Source organism: Faecalibacillus sp. TM498 (genome assembly GCF_020589955.1).
In the GTDB taxonomy this organism is placed as follows: domain Bacteria; phylum Bacillota_I; class Bacilli_A; order Erysipelotrichales; family Coprobacillaceae; genus Faecalibacillus; species Faecalibacillus intestinalis.
Map to the genome: position 1 here is coordinate 16,070 of NZ_JAJDKB010000001.1, position 16,037 is coordinate 32,106.

The 16,037-nt window shown below is 33.4% G+C and carries 18 protein-coding genes; 3 read left to right on the top strand and 15 right to left on the bottom strand.

Annotated features, from left to right (window positions below; translation table 11 throughout):
* Positions 1–36: 36 nt before the first annotated feature.
* The 5 genes from LJD32_RS00080 to LJD32_RS00100 form a co-directional block, all read right to left on the bottom strand.
* Entirely contained in the window at positions 37–219 is a 183-nt protein-coding gene (locus LJD32_RS00080; RefSeq protein WP_227391542.1) for a type II toxin-antitoxin system HicB family antitoxin, read from the bottom strand.
* A 214-nt stretch (positions 220–433) separates the two neighbouring features.
* Positions 434–1,411, bottom strand: a complete 978-nt coding sequence (locus LJD32_RS00085; RefSeq protein WP_227391541.1) for an asparaginase — start codon at positions 1,409–1,411, stop codon at positions 434–436.
* A 9-nt stretch (positions 1,412–1,420) separates the two neighbouring features.
* Positions 1,421–1,690, bottom strand: coding sequence for an acylphosphatase (locus tag LJD32_RS00090; protein WP_032090427.1), 270 nt, complete (start codon positions 1,688–1,690; stop codon positions 1,421–1,423).
* A 22-nt stretch (positions 1,691–1,712) separates the two neighbouring features.
* On the bottom strand, positions 1,713–2,951 hold the full coding sequence (locus LJD32_RS00095) for an aminotransferase class I/II-fold pyridoxal phosphate-dependent enzyme (protein WP_227403791.1): 1,239 nt from the start codon (positions 2,949–2,951) through the stop codon (positions 1,713–1,715).
* A gap of 90 nt (positions 2,952–3,041) precedes the next feature.
* The gene (locus LJD32_RS00100; protein WP_227391539.1) at positions 3,042–3,833 is read right to left on the bottom strand and encodes an SDR family NAD(P)-dependent oxidoreductase; all 792 of its coding nucleotides are present in this window, start codon (positions 3,831–3,833) and stop codon (positions 3,042–3,044) included.
* A 168-nt stretch (positions 3,834–4,001) separates the two neighbouring features.
* Between LJD32_RS00100 and LJD32_RS00105 the strand changes: the two genes are divergently transcribed.
* The gene (locus LJD32_RS00105) at positions 4,002–5,186 is read left to right on the top strand and encodes an MFS transporter (protein WP_117849692.1); all 1,185 of its coding nucleotides are present in this window, start codon (positions 4,002–4,004) and stop codon (positions 5,184–5,186) included.
* 5 nt (positions 5,187–5,191) lie between these two features.
* Here LJD32_RS00105 and LJD32_RS00110 read toward each other — a convergent pair whose 3' ends face one another.
* From LJD32_RS00110 to LJD32_RS15570, 6 genes are all read right to left on the bottom strand, one after another.
* Complete coding sequence (locus LJD32_RS00110) at positions 5,192–5,890, bottom strand: pseudouridine synthase (protein ID WP_227391538.1); 699 nt, start codon at positions 5,888–5,890, stop codon at positions 5,192–5,194.
* 1 nt (position 5,891) lies between these two features.
* Positions 5,892–6,698, bottom strand: a complete 807-nt coding sequence (locus tag LJD32_RS00115) for an HAD family hydrolase (protein ID WP_227391537.1) — start codon at positions 6,696–6,698, stop codon at positions 5,892–5,894.
* A gap of 1 nt (position 6,699) precedes the next feature.
* The gene (locus LJD32_RS00120; protein WP_032090433.1) at positions 6,700–7,317 is read right to left on the bottom strand and encodes a flavodoxin family protein; all 618 of its coding nucleotides are present in this window, start codon (positions 7,315–7,317) and stop codon (positions 6,700–6,702) included.
* A gap of 573 nt (positions 7,318–7,890) precedes the next feature.
* On the bottom strand, positions 7,891–8,052 hold the full coding sequence (locus tag LJD32_RS15565; protein ID WP_412531053.1) for a DUF2500 family protein: 162 nt from the start codon (positions 8,050–8,052) through the stop codon (positions 7,891–7,893).
* 253 nt (positions 8,053–8,305) lie between these two features.
* Positions 8,306–9,178 carry a diguanylate cyclase gene (locus LJD32_RS00130; RefSeq protein WP_227391536.1) on the bottom strand — a complete coding sequence of 291 codons (873 nt, stop codon included), beginning with the start codon at positions 9,176–9,178 and terminating at the stop codon, positions 8,306–8,308.
* A 205-nt stretch (positions 9,179–9,383) separates the two neighbouring features.
* Entirely contained in the window at positions 9,384–9,449 is a 66-nt protein-coding gene (locus tag LJD32_RS15570) for a transposon-encoded TnpW family protein (RefSeq protein ID WP_227391551.1), read from the bottom strand.
* Positions 9,450–9,795: 346 nt separating this feature from the next.
* On the opposite strand from LJD32_RS15570, the gene LJD32_RS15575 reads away from it, so the two are divergent.
* Entirely contained in the window at positions 9,796–9,948 is a 153-nt protein-coding gene (locus tag LJD32_RS15575; RefSeq protein WP_412531054.1) for an IS3 family transposase, read from the top strand.
* Complete coding sequence (locus LJD32_RS00140) at positions 9,903–10,580, top strand: IS3 family transposase (RefSeq protein WP_227391550.1); 678 nt, start codon at positions 9,903–9,905, stop codon at positions 10,578–10,580. Before LJD32_RS15575 ends, LJD32_RS00140 begins: the two co-directional genes overlap by 46 nt.
* A gap of 285 nt (positions 10,581–10,865) precedes the next feature.
* Here the strand turns inward: LJD32_RS00140 and LJD32_RS00145 are convergent, their stop codons facing one another.
* The 4 genes from LJD32_RS00145 to LJD32_RS00160 all read right to left on the bottom strand — a co-directional run bounded on the left by LJD32_RS00145 (position 10,866) and on the right by LJD32_RS00160 (position 16,027).
* Complete coding sequence (locus tag LJD32_RS00145; protein WP_227391535.1) at positions 10,866–13,310, bottom strand: ABC transporter permease; 2,445 nt, start codon at positions 13,308–13,310, stop codon at positions 10,866–10,868.
* Positions 13,307–13,981, bottom strand: coding sequence for an ABC transporter ATP-binding protein (locus LJD32_RS00150; RefSeq protein ID WP_227359723.1), 675 nt, complete (start codon positions 13,979–13,981; stop codon positions 13,307–13,309). The genes LJD32_RS00145 and LJD32_RS00150 overlap by 4 nt, the downstream gene beginning before the upstream one ends.
* Before the next feature lie 115 nt (positions 13,982–14,096).
* Positions 14,097–15,341, bottom strand: a complete 1,245-nt coding sequence (locus LJD32_RS15435; protein ID WP_227391534.1) for a sensor histidine kinase — start codon at positions 15,339–15,341, stop codon at positions 14,097–14,099.
* Positions 15,338–16,027: a response regulator transcription factor gene (locus tag LJD32_RS00160; RefSeq protein ID WP_227391533.1), complete on the bottom strand. Its 690-nt coding sequence runs from the start codon at positions 16,025–16,027 to the stop codon at positions 15,338–15,340. Before LJD32_RS00160 ends, LJD32_RS15435 begins: the two co-directional genes overlap by 4 nt.
* Between the last annotated feature and the right edge of the window lie 10 nt (positions 16,028–16,037).

Consider the following 16,037-nt stretch of genomic DNA (forward strand, 5'->3'; position numbering starts at 1 on the left):
GATTCAGTTTTACTGATTCATTACTCTTTTTTATAATTATAAAATTAGTTTTTTGTCATCTAATCCAGTTAAATTCAATTCAATCTTTACAACAGTTTCTTTTATATCAATATTTTCAAAATCATTCCCACATGTTATTGCTTCTGGAACATCAGAAAATGAAACCAAATATCTTCCATCATCTTCTTTTAAGAAAATGACAGGATAATATAATTTCATACTCTTTCTCCTTCTTATATTTTTCATTGAAATTATTTTTGTACTTAAACCTCTCAAAATTTATTCTTTCCTAAAAAAAAACGGGTGTCTTACCCGCAAATTGAGGGACCCGGGTCTTACGACCAGCCCAATTAATAGATTTCTATTGCAAGTAGAGTGTACCATAAATCTATCTTCTTTTCATACATGTTTAAAAAAAGAAGGATTTCTCCTTCTAATATTGTAAAAAGATTTCTCTTATTTCATCACGATCATGTGTTTGTGTTAAAGCAAGCATTAATAAAACTCTCGCTTTTTGTGGCGATAAGGTATTTGATGAAATACATAAATGATGCGGATCAAAGATTTCATCATCAAAAACAATTCCTTGTGAAATACGTGAAGAACGTACAAAAATTGTACCATTTTCAGAAAGTTCTTCGATTGCTTTTAACCAAGCTTGGCTATAATTTCCACTTCCTGACCCTGCAATAACAATCCCTTCATGATCACTTGCAAGATCATATAAGATTTTAGCATCCGCACCACTGTAATAAAAAGCAATCGCTACACTTTTAATAGAATCAATACGTTTGTTAAAACGTGATTTTATCGTATGAATCTTACTTGTTTGTGTATAGAAATAGACTTCTTGATCTTGCATATATCCTAAACATCCAAGAGATCTTTGATCAAAGGCATCAATTTTAAAATTATTAACTTTTTCAATATCTCTTCCTGAATAAATTGTATTAGAAAATAAAGCAAGAACCCCACGGTTATAAGATTCTCCATGACAAGCTAAACAAATAGCTTGATAAAGATTAAATGGACCATCTGCACTCGTTGCTGTTGCTGGACGCATTGCTCCTGTTAAAACAACAGGTTTTGGTGTATTTAATGTTAAAGTTAAAAAATAAGCTGTTTCATCTAAAGTATCTGTTCCATGAGTAACAACCGCACCATCAATCGTATCATCCGACAAAATTTCTTCAATATTATTTTTTAAGATCAACCATTTTTCATGAGTCATTTCATTACTATCAATATTCATTAATTGATATTCTTTAATATGCGCCACTTCATTGATTTCTGGAATTGTTTCAATAATTGAATCAATATCAATTTCTCCTGCATGATATGCTGCAGTTTTCCCTTTTTTTCCAGTACCAGCAATTGTACCACCTGTTGCTACAATAGCAATTGTTTTCATAGTTCCTCCTTAATATCGTATTTCAAAAGATTTTTCATACTCTTTTATATTTAATAAATGATAATGGATTTGTTCTATTTCAATAAATGGTTGTTGATAGAGCTTTTCAATCATTCTTTCTATTTGCATTCCTTCTCCCTGAACTTCCATAGAAACCGAACCATCATATTCATTTTTTACAAACCCCGTTAATTTTAATTCATTTGCGATAGAAAAGCAACGAAAACGAAAACCAACACCTTGAACTCTGCCTTTAAATAAATACTTTCTTCTTTCCATAAAAAATAACCGGTTTCCCCGATTATTTTAAACTATCTAAAATTTCTTTCATTTTAAAGGCAAGTCCTTGGCATTTTTCTACTGATAAAGAACATAAAGCAACACGAATACCTTTATTGACTTTAATTGTATAAATATCTTGAGCAAGCATTGCTTCATGGAATCGTGTTAATAAATCATCATCTTCCACTTTTAAAGTAACAAAGAAACCTTCTTTATATGGATAATAAGTTAAACCACATTCATCTGCTTCTTTTTTAAAGACTTCACATCTTTGTCTTAATAAATCAACATATTTCCCTTTTTCTTCGTTAAATTCATCTTTATGTTCTGTTGTAACTTTAACAAAGTTTTCCATTGCTGCATTAGGAATATTTGACCAAGAAGCTCTTGCATGTTTTTCCATTAAGATTTCAAGTGCTCGAACATCTTCTTGATTTCTTGCTAAAATAACAGCACCCCCACATCTTAAACCATAAGATGTAAGTGTTTTAGAACAAGAGAACGCTACAACAATCATGACTTGATCATTCATACGATTAAATGCATTCATATAATCTCTTGATCTTTCTAAGTTATAAGAATAGTCAATATAAGCAATATCATCTAAGATAATAACAGGTCCTTCATTTGATAATTCATTACAAAAATCAATCACTTGATTCCATTCTTCAACTGTCATAGAATATCCTGTTGGGTTATGACATGGGTCATTGATAATCGCTAAAACTTTACCTTGTCTTGCCATTACTTCACGACAAGTTTCTTTAAAGCTTGTAATATTGAATGCATCTCCATCAAACATTTGATAGGCTTGTACTTTACAATTAGCAATCGTTGCCATTGATTTATAGTTACCCCATGCAATATGAGGAATAATTAAAGTTTGACCTTCGTCTAACACGTTTAAAATCGTTGAACTTACGGCTCCTGAACCTCCAGGTGTTCCAATAACACTATGACATAAATCAAGTTTTGTGTCTTGTACGACCCAATTATAAACTTGTTTTCTAAAATTTGGATTTCCACTAAAACTAGAAGCATATTTTGCTTTTGTTCTATTATCTAAACTGTTATACGTATTAAATACGGTATCTAATGCAACTAAATTTCCATCTTCATCATATAATGAACCAATTGTCGCATTGACAATATTTTCTTTTCCTTTTTTAGCAATTGCATCATTTGCTAAACTTACGATTTTAAAAACATTATCAACAATTGGTTGATGATCAATATTTTGTCTAATAAATTTTTTCATCATACATACCTCTCTATTTCACTGATTTTATCTTATCACACTTTAATAAAAAATTCTCTAATTTTAAAGATTTTTTTAATTAAATACAATCTATCTTATCTTCCTTGTTCCATCTAAATTTTGATAAGCCATCCAAATCTTTTTAACAAATCGATGTGGTAAAACCTTCATCCCTAATATTTGTATTTTATTTATCGTTCCATAAAGTGAAACATCTTTAGAACGCTCCATATCTTTAATTGCTTTTTTTATGATATCTTTTGCTTGATATACTTTTCCATAACGGATAACCACAGGCTTTTTATCTTTTTCAACTGCACGATCAAAAAATTCTGTTTCAACCCAATAAGGACAAATAGCTAATACATGAATCCCTCGATACTTCAATTCTTCATTTAATGCCCTTGAATAATTAAGAACAAAAGCTTTAGAAGCAGCATAAATATTTAAATAAGGAATTGGCATATATCCACTACATGAAGCAAAATTAACAATGTGACTTTCTTTATGCATATAAGGTAAAACAGTATTGACCATTTTGACAACTGCCAGCATATTTAAATTCATCATATTTTCAATTGTTTCTAACGACATATTTTCATAATGATCTAATTTTCCATAGCCTGAACAATTAACAAGAACTTTCACTCTTGGTTTTTCTTTAAATAAAGCCTCTTGAAGTATTTCAAATGATTCTTTTTGTGTTAAATCTAAGGCAAATACTCTTACCTTTGTTTCTAACATTTCTTTTAGACTTTCCAATCTTTCTTTTCTTCTAGCAATCACCCATAGTTCATCAACTTTATACTTCTTTTCAATTTGTCTAGCAAATTCTTTTCCCATACCAGAACTTGCTCCAGTTACAATTATTATTTCTTTCATTTTTTATCACCACTTCTATTATAAGTTTCTTTCGAAGTAAGTCAAAATATTCTCCTTTTTTTCATAATATAAAAAAGCACTTACAATTATTCTTTTTATGATAGAATATAGATAAGTTATTTATATTTAAACATACAATATGATTATTATTTAAGGAAGGAAATGTTTATGAAAAAAAATCGTAGTTTAAACTTGAAGTATGCTGGTAGTCAAATTTTCTACTTTGCTGCTTTTGCTTCTATGATGGGTTATGCTTCTGTCTTTTTATTAGATAAAGGATGTACAAACTCACAAATTGGTATTGCTCTTGCCCTTTCAAGTATTATCGCTGTTATATTACAACCAATGCTTGCTTCTTTTGCAGACAATCATAAAAATATTGAAATGCGAAATATCATTGCACCAATTGTTTTATTAGTCATTGCTTTATCCGCAATTCTTTATTTAATTCCAGGAAGTGCTTTATTTGTTTTATTTTTAGTAGTTACTATTTTTTCAATCATGTCATCAATCATGCCCCTAATGAATTCTCTTGCCTTTGTTTTTGAACAACATGGTATTGAAATCAACTATGGTCTTGCTCGTGGATTAGGTTCTGTAGCTTATGCAATCGCTTCTCTTGTTTTAGGACATGTTGTCGAAAGTTTTTCACCGGGTATTTTACCTCTATTCTATATTATTTTTACAGCTTTATTATTTGTTGTTGTTAAAATGTTTGTTTTACCAAAAGGTTATGAAAAAGAAGTAGTCAAAGAAGATACAAAACAAGAAGAAACAGAACAACTTTCTTTTGGTAAGTTCTGTATGAAATATAAAAAATTTATTTTATTTTTAGTTGGTTTTGTACTTGTCTATTTTGCGCATACAATTATCAATAACTTCTTTATTCAAATTATTACAAATATCGGTGGAACAAGTGCTGATATGGGAAATGCTGTTTTCGTTGCAGCAATGTTGGAACTTCCAACAATGGCTTTCTTTACAAAGATGTCTGAAAAAATTAATTGTGGAACACTTATTAAATTTTCAATTTTAATGTTCTGTGTAAAACATGCACTTACATATTTTGCGACAAACATGATTATGATTTATCTTGCCCAAGTATGTCAAATGTTTGCCTATGCTTTATTTGTTCCAGCCTCTGTTTATTATGTTAATGAAAAAATTGCTGTTGCCGATCGTGTTAAAGGACAATCGCTTGTTACAACTTCAATGACTTTATCAGGAGTATTTGCAAACTTCGCAGGTGGAATTATGCTTGATGCTTTAGGTGTTGGACATGTTTTACTTGCTGGTGTCATCTTATCGATCGTCGGTGCTGTTATTGTTATTTTAACGACAGAAAAAGTTTAAGCGACTCAACATTGAGCCGCTTTTTTTATGAGCTTATTTCTTTCTTCTTTATTTAAAGGACGTGACATACCTTCTGATAAGTTTTCATCCAAAAGAATTTCATCAAATGAAATTCTTTTTAAAGAAACAACTTCATTCTTCAATGATAAAAACATCTTTTTGATTTGATGATATTTTCCTTCTTCTATTGTCACATATCCGTGATAATCATCTATAATTTCAAGTTTTGCTGGTAAACATTGAATCTTCTGATCAATGATGATTCCCCTTTTAAAAGCTTCTTGATCTTCCTTATTAAGTCTTTCTTTTGTTTCAACAAGATAGGTCTTCTCTACATGATTTTGTGGTAACAATAATTTCTTTAAACTTTTATCATTAGTAAGAATCAAAAGTCCTGTCGTATCACGATCTAATCTTCCTAAACAAAAACAATCTGGATAATCAATTAAATCAACAACACATTTTTCCTTTTCATCTTTATTGGCACAAAGATAACCTTGTGGTTTATTGAACATAAGATAATGAAATGGTTGACTCTTTAACATTTTTCCCTGATAAATAAGAACATCCTCTTCTTGGATCTTTCTTTTACAATTGGTTTCAACAACACCATTCACTTGGATCAAACCATGTTTAATAAGTGTTTTACATTCTTTAACATTACCTAAATTATTGTACATTAAAATATAATATAAATCTTTCATATTAATCCTTATAATTTTCTTCTAACCAACGTGCTACCGCATCTTGGTCGTGACGACCAATAACACCTGTTGCTTTTTCTTTAAGCTCTTTACAGGCATTTTCTACCGCATAGCTTTCATCCGCTATTTCAAACATCGATAAATCATTTAAACCATCGCCAAACACAACAACCTTCTCACATTTTAAATAATCTTTTAATTGTAAAATAGCATGCGCCTTGGTTGCTTTTTTAGGTAAGATTTCAAGCCACCAATCTTGACTATAAATATCTTTAGAAAATAAACATTGATATCGATCTTTTAAATCATGATAAAAACTTTCTAGTTGTTTTTTGGAAGCAATACATGAAACATAGAAAACATCGCCTTGAAAGAGATTATTTTCAACTGGATTTTTTCTTTTATCATTACGTGTACTTATAAAATCTAGTTGTTGTTTCGTTGATTTACTAGAAATGTAACTAAATTTTTCTTGTTCATTTATAAAAGCATAAACAATAGGATAAAAGCCTTTTTGATTAAAATAATGAGCTAAATCATTGACTTCTTCTTTTAAAAAGAAATTAGATACTAAAATTTCTTGGCTTTGATTATCAATAATAAAGGCGCCATTATAAAGAATCAAAGGAATTTTTGCACTTAAGCCTTTAGTTGCTGGTTTGGCTGAATAATAAGATCTTGCGGTTGCATAAGAAAACAACATTCCTTGATCAACAAGTTTTTCAATTGTTTGATTAGTATAAGTTGATGTTTGTTGTTGACTATTTAAAAGCGTACCGTCTAAATCAGAAACATACAGTGTTTTCATTTTAACGAATAAAGTTTGTCGTTCTCTTTTTATTTTGAGGAACTTCAATTCCTGCTTTTTTACCAGCTTCAATACATTTTAACATCCAAGCCATATTTTTACCTAAAGCATACATTGTATCTAATCCCTCTCTATCTTGTTCAACATCACTTGGTGTATGTCCATGCACTTCATTCCAATAGTTTGATGTGACAATAGGCATTTCAGAAATACTTAAATGCTTGTTTAAAACATCCATACTCGTGACACTCCCTGCTCTTCTTGATGAAGAAATCACAGCTGCTGGTTTATGAACAAATGCAGATTTAGCACTATAAAAAACACGATCCATAAAGCTTTGAATTTTACCTGTTGGATGCGCATAATAGACAGGTGTTCCAAAGATAAAGCCATCAGCATCTTTTGCCATTGAGGCAAATTCATTGACACAATCATCAAAAACACATTTACCTGTTTTAGCGCATGATCCACAAGCAATACAATCTTGTAAAGGAACATTTGGAATATGATAAATAAGCGTTTCTATTCCTTCTTCTTTTAATGCTTTTTCTACTTCTTCTAAAGCACGATTTGTACATCCTTTAGGATGTGGTCCTCCATTAACTAATAATACTTTCATTTCCTTTTTCCTCCTGTTTTTATTGTAAAACACTCTTTATAATATGACAAATAGTTATTTGTTATAACTTAATATAAGAAAAAGAAATCGCTAGGATTTCTCAAATCTTAAAATATTTTCAATGTGGAACGACATAACTGCAAGTACGTCTACCCTTTTTACATATGATAAGTACGTATGGTCAATCGTATCTACTACATTATTTAACGATTGAAAAGTTATCGTTAAATGTTATAAGTTCGGATAATCCCCCTTTAGCAACCCATTTCTTCGCATTGTCCTTATCTATCAAGGATAGCTCTTATCTCCTGTTCCAAAACACATCTCCCTATTTTTATAAAACTATTTTTTAAACCTAACACCTAATAGACTTTCAATGAAATCACGAGCACACTTGAGTTTCAACTTGCTTTGATTTATCTGATTGTGATAGTTTTCAAACTCCAGTAACAAAATGCCAATAGTTTTTAATCACTTTTTTCAAAAAGGCAAAAAAATAGAACGTCTTGTTTATTTCCATACGCTCTATCTCACATTTCATATTATATTTTTGAATTCTACAAACTGGAGGTTCTACTTCTTATTATAAATTGTCCTCTCGAATCTCAGATAACGACTGTCCTGAAAGATCAGCTTTCTTTCATCTCCTTCTGCCAGCATCCCATACTTTTTTCCATATACAGAAAACTCCATCCAAACACCACTTTCCACCTCAAAAATAACGTAATAAGACATACTGGTGGTACTATGATACCCGTGGACCGCTGAGATGTCTCCTCAACCTGGCTCGTACTCTGTCGCTTGGCAGCCACTCTGGCTTCCACCTTTAAACAGAGGAAAAATTATTATTTTTATTCCAAGTTCTTGTTCCACTTATAAATATAACTAGAATCATCACCAATATCAGTAAAAACATAACTGAAAAAAACAATCATCATATTCTTAAACTTTCCTCCTGCAACTTCCGATTTTTCATAAACCGTTGCAGTTATTCTATGATTTCTACTCCTTCATCAGCTTTTGTCCTCTTTTTATCTTCATACATCCGCATGTCGGCTTTGTGGCATATTTCGTCAAAGCAAAAATCTTTGTCCTGTACAGTATAGCTGCCCATCGCCAGACTTAACGGGATCTTTTCTTTGCTTTTTTGTTTCAGACTTTCTTGAATATTTGTCATCAGCTCGGAGGCTTTTTCTTCTGGAATTCCATTACCCAAAATCATGAATTCATCTCCACCCATTCGAATAACCGAAGAACCTTCAGGTATTTCTTCCTTCAAGGTACCTGCTACGATTTTAAGCAGAATATCACCATATTCATGACCATATTGATCATTTACCTTTTTCAAATAATTACAATCGGATATAATCACTGTAAACGGAAAAATCAGCTTCTTTTTCTTTTCCTCTACTCTGTACTTCAGATAGTTACGATTATACACACCTGTCAGTCCATCTATCATGGAAAGCTCTTCCACCTTCTTCTCCAAACGAACACGTTCGGAAACATTATCAACAATTCCTACGATTCCAATGATATTACCGTTTTCATCCCGTACTGCACTCTTTTTTATCTCAAAATATAGTGATTCTCCATTTTCCATCGGAAATTCACTGATATACTGGCTGCCTTTCCCAGTAGCCAGTATTTTTTTATCATCCTCATAATACATTTTTCCCATTTCTGGAAACTTCTGAATTTCCAGATCTGTTTTTCCTACGATACTTCCATTTTCCCCAACAGAAACCAGGTTACAGATTTCTGAAGCAAAACAATATCTACATTCCGTATCCTTAAAAAATATATTAACCGGCGCACTACGCATAAAGCGTTTCATCATTTCACTATCCAAAAATTCCATTATTTTCCCTCCATTTTTTTGCTATTCTCTATACTCAAAGAACATATCATAGGCCTTAATTATGATTTTGTGCTGTTTCTCATCAGCTAAGTAATTCTCCTTATTCTCTTTTATATATTCGGATTGTTACTAGCATGGTAGCATATTTTTTCTTCAATTACATCAAAATAATTTTAATACACTGCCATTTGGCTTGCTTCTGTGACTAGCATCGATTAACCTTCTCTTGCATTGTTTCTTTTGCATCTTCATTGAAATAATAACGGACAATATAATTATGTTAGTATAAAAACTATACAAGTTAAATGGAAGAATTAAACATCATTTGCTACTAAAGTTCTATACATTGAGCTTTTACCAGAACCACTAATTTCATAGATAAAAATCAGTTTTCCATTTCTAAATATAAGTATTTAATCTTAGCAAAATTATCAATTTCTATTCTCATTTTTTCCTTTTCTTATCTAATTAACGATTAAATTTAAAACCATATTAATATATTATATTTTAAAACTAAGTTTATCAAATTTCTATATTCCATTACCAAACGGTCATATTTTGAAACTGAAAGGTTCTTTTTTGATACATAACAAGCCTATCAAAGTAGAGCTTTTGTTATGAAACAAGCGTATCTAAAAAATGAGAATAGAAATTGCCAGATTAAAAAAAAAAGAATTACAAAAGAAATCAAGAAAATCCATAAGGAATCTTATGAAATATATGGATCACCAAAAATAACAGAACTACTGAACAAAAAGGTAAAAAGGTAAGTCAAAAATATGTTTATTCGATCATGAAGGAAAACAATATCAAAGCAAAATATATTAAGCCATATATTCAAACAACAGTTAGTCATGATTTCTCTGACAAATTAAAAAATCTATTAAACAGACATTATAATCCTACGAAGCCAAATATAGCTTGGTGTACGGATATAACTTATATATGGACATATGATGATGGATTTGTATATTTAACAAGTATTATGGACCTATATTCAAAATCAATAATTTCTTGGGTGCTTATAAAAACAATGGATGCAGATGAAGTATTAAAATGTATTGAAAAAGCAAAGGGAAAAAGAAATATTGTAAAACCATTAGTAATACAAAGTAATCGAGGAGTTCAATATACTTCGACAAAATATAGAGAATTAACAAGTGAATTTATAAGAAGTTATTCAAGAAAAGGAACACCATGGGACAATGCATGTATAGAATCATTTCATTCATTAATAAAAAGAGAGTGGCTAAATTTTCATAAAATCCAAAATTACAATCATGCTTATAGATTAATATTTGAATACATAGAAGGATTTTATAACACTGTAAGAATTCATTCACATTGTGGGTATTTATCACCTGCACAATTTGAACAAAAATACTTATTTTTAAGTAATTAAAGGCCTACTACAAATAATTATTACATTTAAGTTGTCCGGAATCTTGACATAGTACCACATTAGAGATGTCTCCATCCAAATGGTGTTCTAGCAAGGGAATTTTCCCTTGAACCCATCATTTATGATATATGGTGGCGCTTTTCGCCCCTAATAGTGAAAGTGGGGGCACTTTCTGCCCCCACTCAGGAAATGTTGCTAAAATACTGTTTAGATTTATCATACATACAAAATGGAAGTTATCTATTTCTCCTCTTCGTTAAGACCTAGTTCATTACATATTACTTGCTATCCATCATACCTTATTCTTTCAACCAGCGTTTCCTTTTTCAGATTACTGCTTAAAACGAGGGAAAGCACAATCTGCAACAGACCGACCAGCAAAATCATAGCAAGAATTGGTGTAATTGGAACATGATAGATATTCATTCCAAATATTCCATTATGTTTTGCATAGGAAAAAAGTGCATAGCCGAGCGGCAGACCAATGATCAAAGCTACGCATATGGTGCCAACCGTAAAAATCAGTCCCTGTAACTGCAGGCATAAATTTAATTGTTTATTTGTCATACCCACAGCCTGTAATACACCATATTCCTGCTTTTTTGTCGTAATATTCATGATCATGGTGTTTGCCATATTCATAAAACCGATGAGTCCTACAACCGCCATAAACAGATAACAGCCAAGCTTCATCATGCGAGCTGCTAATTCTGCAGATTGTAACTGTGCATGATAGGTATCCATTTTTATATGCGAAGCATTAGAAATCAAAGTATTCAGACTCTGTTCCACAGATGCTACATCTTTTTTATCACAGTCCACCCACAGATAGCCATAGGCTGTTCCTCTCAGATTCATGGAACGGTATACACCTTCTGGAATGACAAGATAAGTGTCCGCACTTACAAAGGATCCTGCAATCTTTCCCTGATAGGTATAGGTTCCACTTCCATTCTCAAAGTCAAATGCAATGGATTCTCCCGGAGCATATCCATCTTGTTCCATCCACGTCGACCAGCCAAAGAAAATATCACCATTCTTTACCGCCTGTTCATAGTCCATAGAGCCAATATCCCCGTCTTGGCGCATAAAATCAAAATCCTTTTTACTCACAATAGTAGCCGGAAATCTCGTTCCGTTCAGATTTACAGAGACAATCTCTCTCGTCATGACATCTGTCACTCCCGGAATGCTTTTGATTTCTTCAATCAGCGAATCATTCAATGGATTGTCCGTCAGAATCGTATCCAGATTATTCTCCGGATATCTTTCATCATACTCAGCAGAATAGTCAAGCTGCAGTTCGAATTGTCCATGATTAACGGAAAGACGTGCTTCATGCTCCGTGTCAATATTTCCCACATAATTAGAGATAATCACAAACAATGTGCAAGAAAGCCCCATTGTGAGGATGGTACCAATGGTTCTTTTTGGATTACCCGTCACATTTGCCATTGCCATAGAAAACACAGTGACATTTTTTCTGCCAATTCGCTTTCCCTTTTTTTGTGTTTTTGTATTTTCTAAATACCGTGTTGCTTCGATAGGTGAAATCCGTGAAACAATTTTCATTGGTTTACGCAGTGCCAAAGCAACGGTAAGAAATGATACGAAAATACATAGAAACATAATAGGCAGAGAATATAGTGGCACCTGCTGATTTTGGACTCCTATAGAGCCAGTTCCGGTTGATACAAAGTTTCCCTGTTCTACCAGCCAGTTAAAACCGCATTTTGCAATCAGAAAGCCAAAAAGCAATCCAACTGGTATTGAAAAAAATGTCAAAAAAATGCCCTCTCTGAAGATCAGTTGTTTCATCTGCTTTTTTGTCGCTCCCAGAGCCTTAATTTTTCCATACTCCTGTATCTTGTTGGCAATACCGACCTGAAAAATATTATAAATGACCACAACAGAGAAAAGTACAATTGCAAGAATCAGAATTCCACATACCGCAATCATTTCATAACTCGGCTGCAAGACCCATTGCAAATAGAGATCATTGACTATAACGTTTTTTTCTTCGATCCCACAAGCTGCTGCAATCTGCTTTATAACCGAATCAATATTATTCATAGATACATTTGCAGAATCATTTAAAGTAAAATAAATATTATACTGTCTGTCATTCTCTGCGACGTGCTCATCATAAAACTCCTGTGACCCGAAAGCAACATAAGATGCCTCGATGGTATACTCATCCCGATCATATAGGATTCCGCTGACAACAAATTCTTCCGGCTTATATTCTGACTGCATCCCTGCGCGGTAATCCAGTGTAACCGTATCTCCGATTTTTACATCACCATACCCCATTGCACGAAAAAATGCTCTTCCTGCGGCAATTTCCTGCATTTTTTCCGGATACTTTCCTTCCTTCAACTCATATTCTTTATTATAAGGAAGCATTTTTCTTGCAGTCTCATCCATGCAGACAAACCCGCCTTTTTCATTGCCTTTTATGATACCTTCGGTGCACATAGTGCCTGTAGCATCTATTTCCGCACGGCGGTTTACTTCTTTTAACTGCGATCCGTCTGCGGAAACAAACAGACCATAATTGCTTCCATATGATCCTGCCGCCTGACTTTTCTGCAAACGGATCATTCCATTTCCCACAGTACTGATAATCACAAGCAGCATCGTAGTCAGACAGATTGCCATCATGATCAGTATACTTCTTGTCCTGTTCTTTTTGTCATTTCTATATGCAATCCTGCTTATTGTCTTCATCTGAAATCCACCACCTGTCCGTCCTCAATCACCAGAATACGGTCAGCGACCTGTGCAATTTCGTCATCATGGGTAATCATTACAATTGTCTGTCCATATTTTTTTGCTGTCATCTTAAGCAGAGCGATTACCTCATCACTGGTCTTAGAATCAAGATTTCCGGTCGGCTCATCTGCAAATATAATTTCCGGACGATTCACCAGTGCTCTTGCAATTGCTACTCTCTGCTGCTGTCCTCCGGATAACTGATTTGGCAGATTATAAATCCGGTTTTCAATCCCCAAAGTTGCAATAATATCATTTACATACGCTTCATCCACTTTTCTTCCATCCAGCCCCAGTGGCAGTACAATATTTTCCCAGACATTAACAGATGAAACCAGATTAAATGCCTGAAAAACAAATCCGATTTTTCTTCTGCGGAAAACAGCAAGGGCATCTTCCTTCATCCTGTATAAATCTTTCCCTGCTAAAGTAACACTGCCTTTTGTCGGGGTGTCTAGCCCTCCAAGCATATGAAGTAATGTGCTTTTACCAGAACCTGACTTTCCAACAATTGCAACAAATTCTCCCCGCTTAATCTGAATGTCCACCTGATTGACCGCTTTGACCTGATTCTCACCTGCGCCATAAAACTTACAAAGCTGCTTGGTTTCTAATATCACACTCATGTGTTTTGCCTCCTTTTCATCCTACATCCAAATTGTATCAGGACAATCTTTCATTTCACTTTCAAAAAACGAGCAGAAGTCTTACAGAATTGTAAGATTTCTGCTCACTTAAAATTTAACCAACATATGGTAATTGAATCACAAACGTGCTTCCTTTTTTCTTTTTGCCGGAGGTTACCGTGATCGTACCTGCGTGTTTTTCGATAATTTCTCTCGATAGAAAAAGTCCGATTCCTGTACCACTCTTTTCCATGACCTCCCTGGAACTTCCTCTGTAAAATCGTTGAAAAATTTTGTGATACTCATTCTGCGGAATACCAATTCCCTGATCCTCAATTTCCATTCTTACAAGATTGTTTCTTTTTTGCAACCGAATAAATATTTTTGAACCACACGGACTGTACTTGACTGCATTATCCAGAACGTTGATCACAGCTTCACCAAGCCACCTTTTATCCTGCATAATCGTGCATGTTTCCAGCTCTTTTTCATAGTCAAAAACGAATTCTATCTCTTTCTCATCTGCTTTGGGATAAGTACGGTTCACAGCAGATATGACAGTATCCATAAGCGGAAGTTTTTTCTTATTCATCTGAATCAGTCCAGTTTCCATCTTGGATATTTCAAGAAGCGACTGCAATAATGTCTCCAGGCCATCCAGAGCACTCCGACAACGGACACGAAACTCCTCCTGTTCTGTGGCACTTAAGTCATTCTGCATCAGCACACTAAAGCATATATCTAAAGCTGCAACCGGTGTCTTTAACTGGTGAGAAATATCAGAAACCATTTCTTTCGTGCTCTCTTTTTCTTCCCGTGCTTCTTCCTTTAGCAACTGAATATGATGTCCGATTGCTTCAAGTTGATCATTCAAATTTTCCAGTTCTGTGTGATTTTCCGTTTTCAGTAAATCATCAAATTTATTTTCACGGAATCTGATCAGAATTTCTTCCAACTGGTCTAAAATTTTCTGATGACACGCATCTTCTTTTTTCTTCCAATAAAGTAAAAAAGTAAAAAGAAGCACGCATATCACAGTGCTTACAGCACCGGTCACCATAACCTGATGCCGGAATTGCGAATAAAATACATTCCCTTTATTCCCCCAGTATCCATATTGCTCCAATAATTGCCTTCCCTGTTCGTTAGTTTCAATATCCTTATCCTTAAGCAATTCCGAAACAGCATCCAGCCCGGAAAATTCTTCCTTTGCAGCAATATCTGTCATAAGATTCATTTTATATTTATAATCTTCATAAAACACATACGTGGTAAAGCAATTTAATATTGCAAACAATATTATGACAGGCAATACCACAGAGAGCACTACTGTGATCTTCTTGCGATATCTCTTTATCACTGCCTTACCTCCTGATTCCATATATACCCAAGACCCCTGATATTCTTTATATAGACTGGTGCAGCCGGATTGTCTTCAATTTTCTTACGGAGTCTTCTGATATTGACAGCGATTGTATTTTCATCCACAAAATCCCCTTCCAGATCAAACACATTTTCCAATATTTGTGTTTTTGAAAGAATCTGTTTCGGATTCTGAAGAAAAAAAGTCAGCATTTTCAACTCCGTTTTTGTCAGACTGATTTCACGACTCTTTATCAGGACTTTCATTTCTCCTGCGATAAATACGATATCTCCCGAAATCATCTTTTCGGCTTCCGTTTTCTCCTGTTTGCGGCGGAAATATGCTTCTATTTTCAAAAGAAGTACCGAAAGACTAAACGGCTTTGTAATATAATCATCTGCCCCTGCTTCATATCCCATGACCTGATCCATCTCCTGATCTAGTGCTGTAAGACAAATAATGTATGTATTATAATTGCATCTCATCCACCTTACAAATTCCAGTCCATTCCCATCTGGAAGATTCACATCACAAATGGTAACATCCACATTATGATCACTTGCAATTCTTTTCGCTTTTTTCACTGATTCTGCTGAAAAAACCTCATATCCGGATTTTTTCAGTGAGAATGTAATTCCACGATTTAAATTTTCATCATCTTCAACCACGAGTATACCTGGCATAGCATCTGCA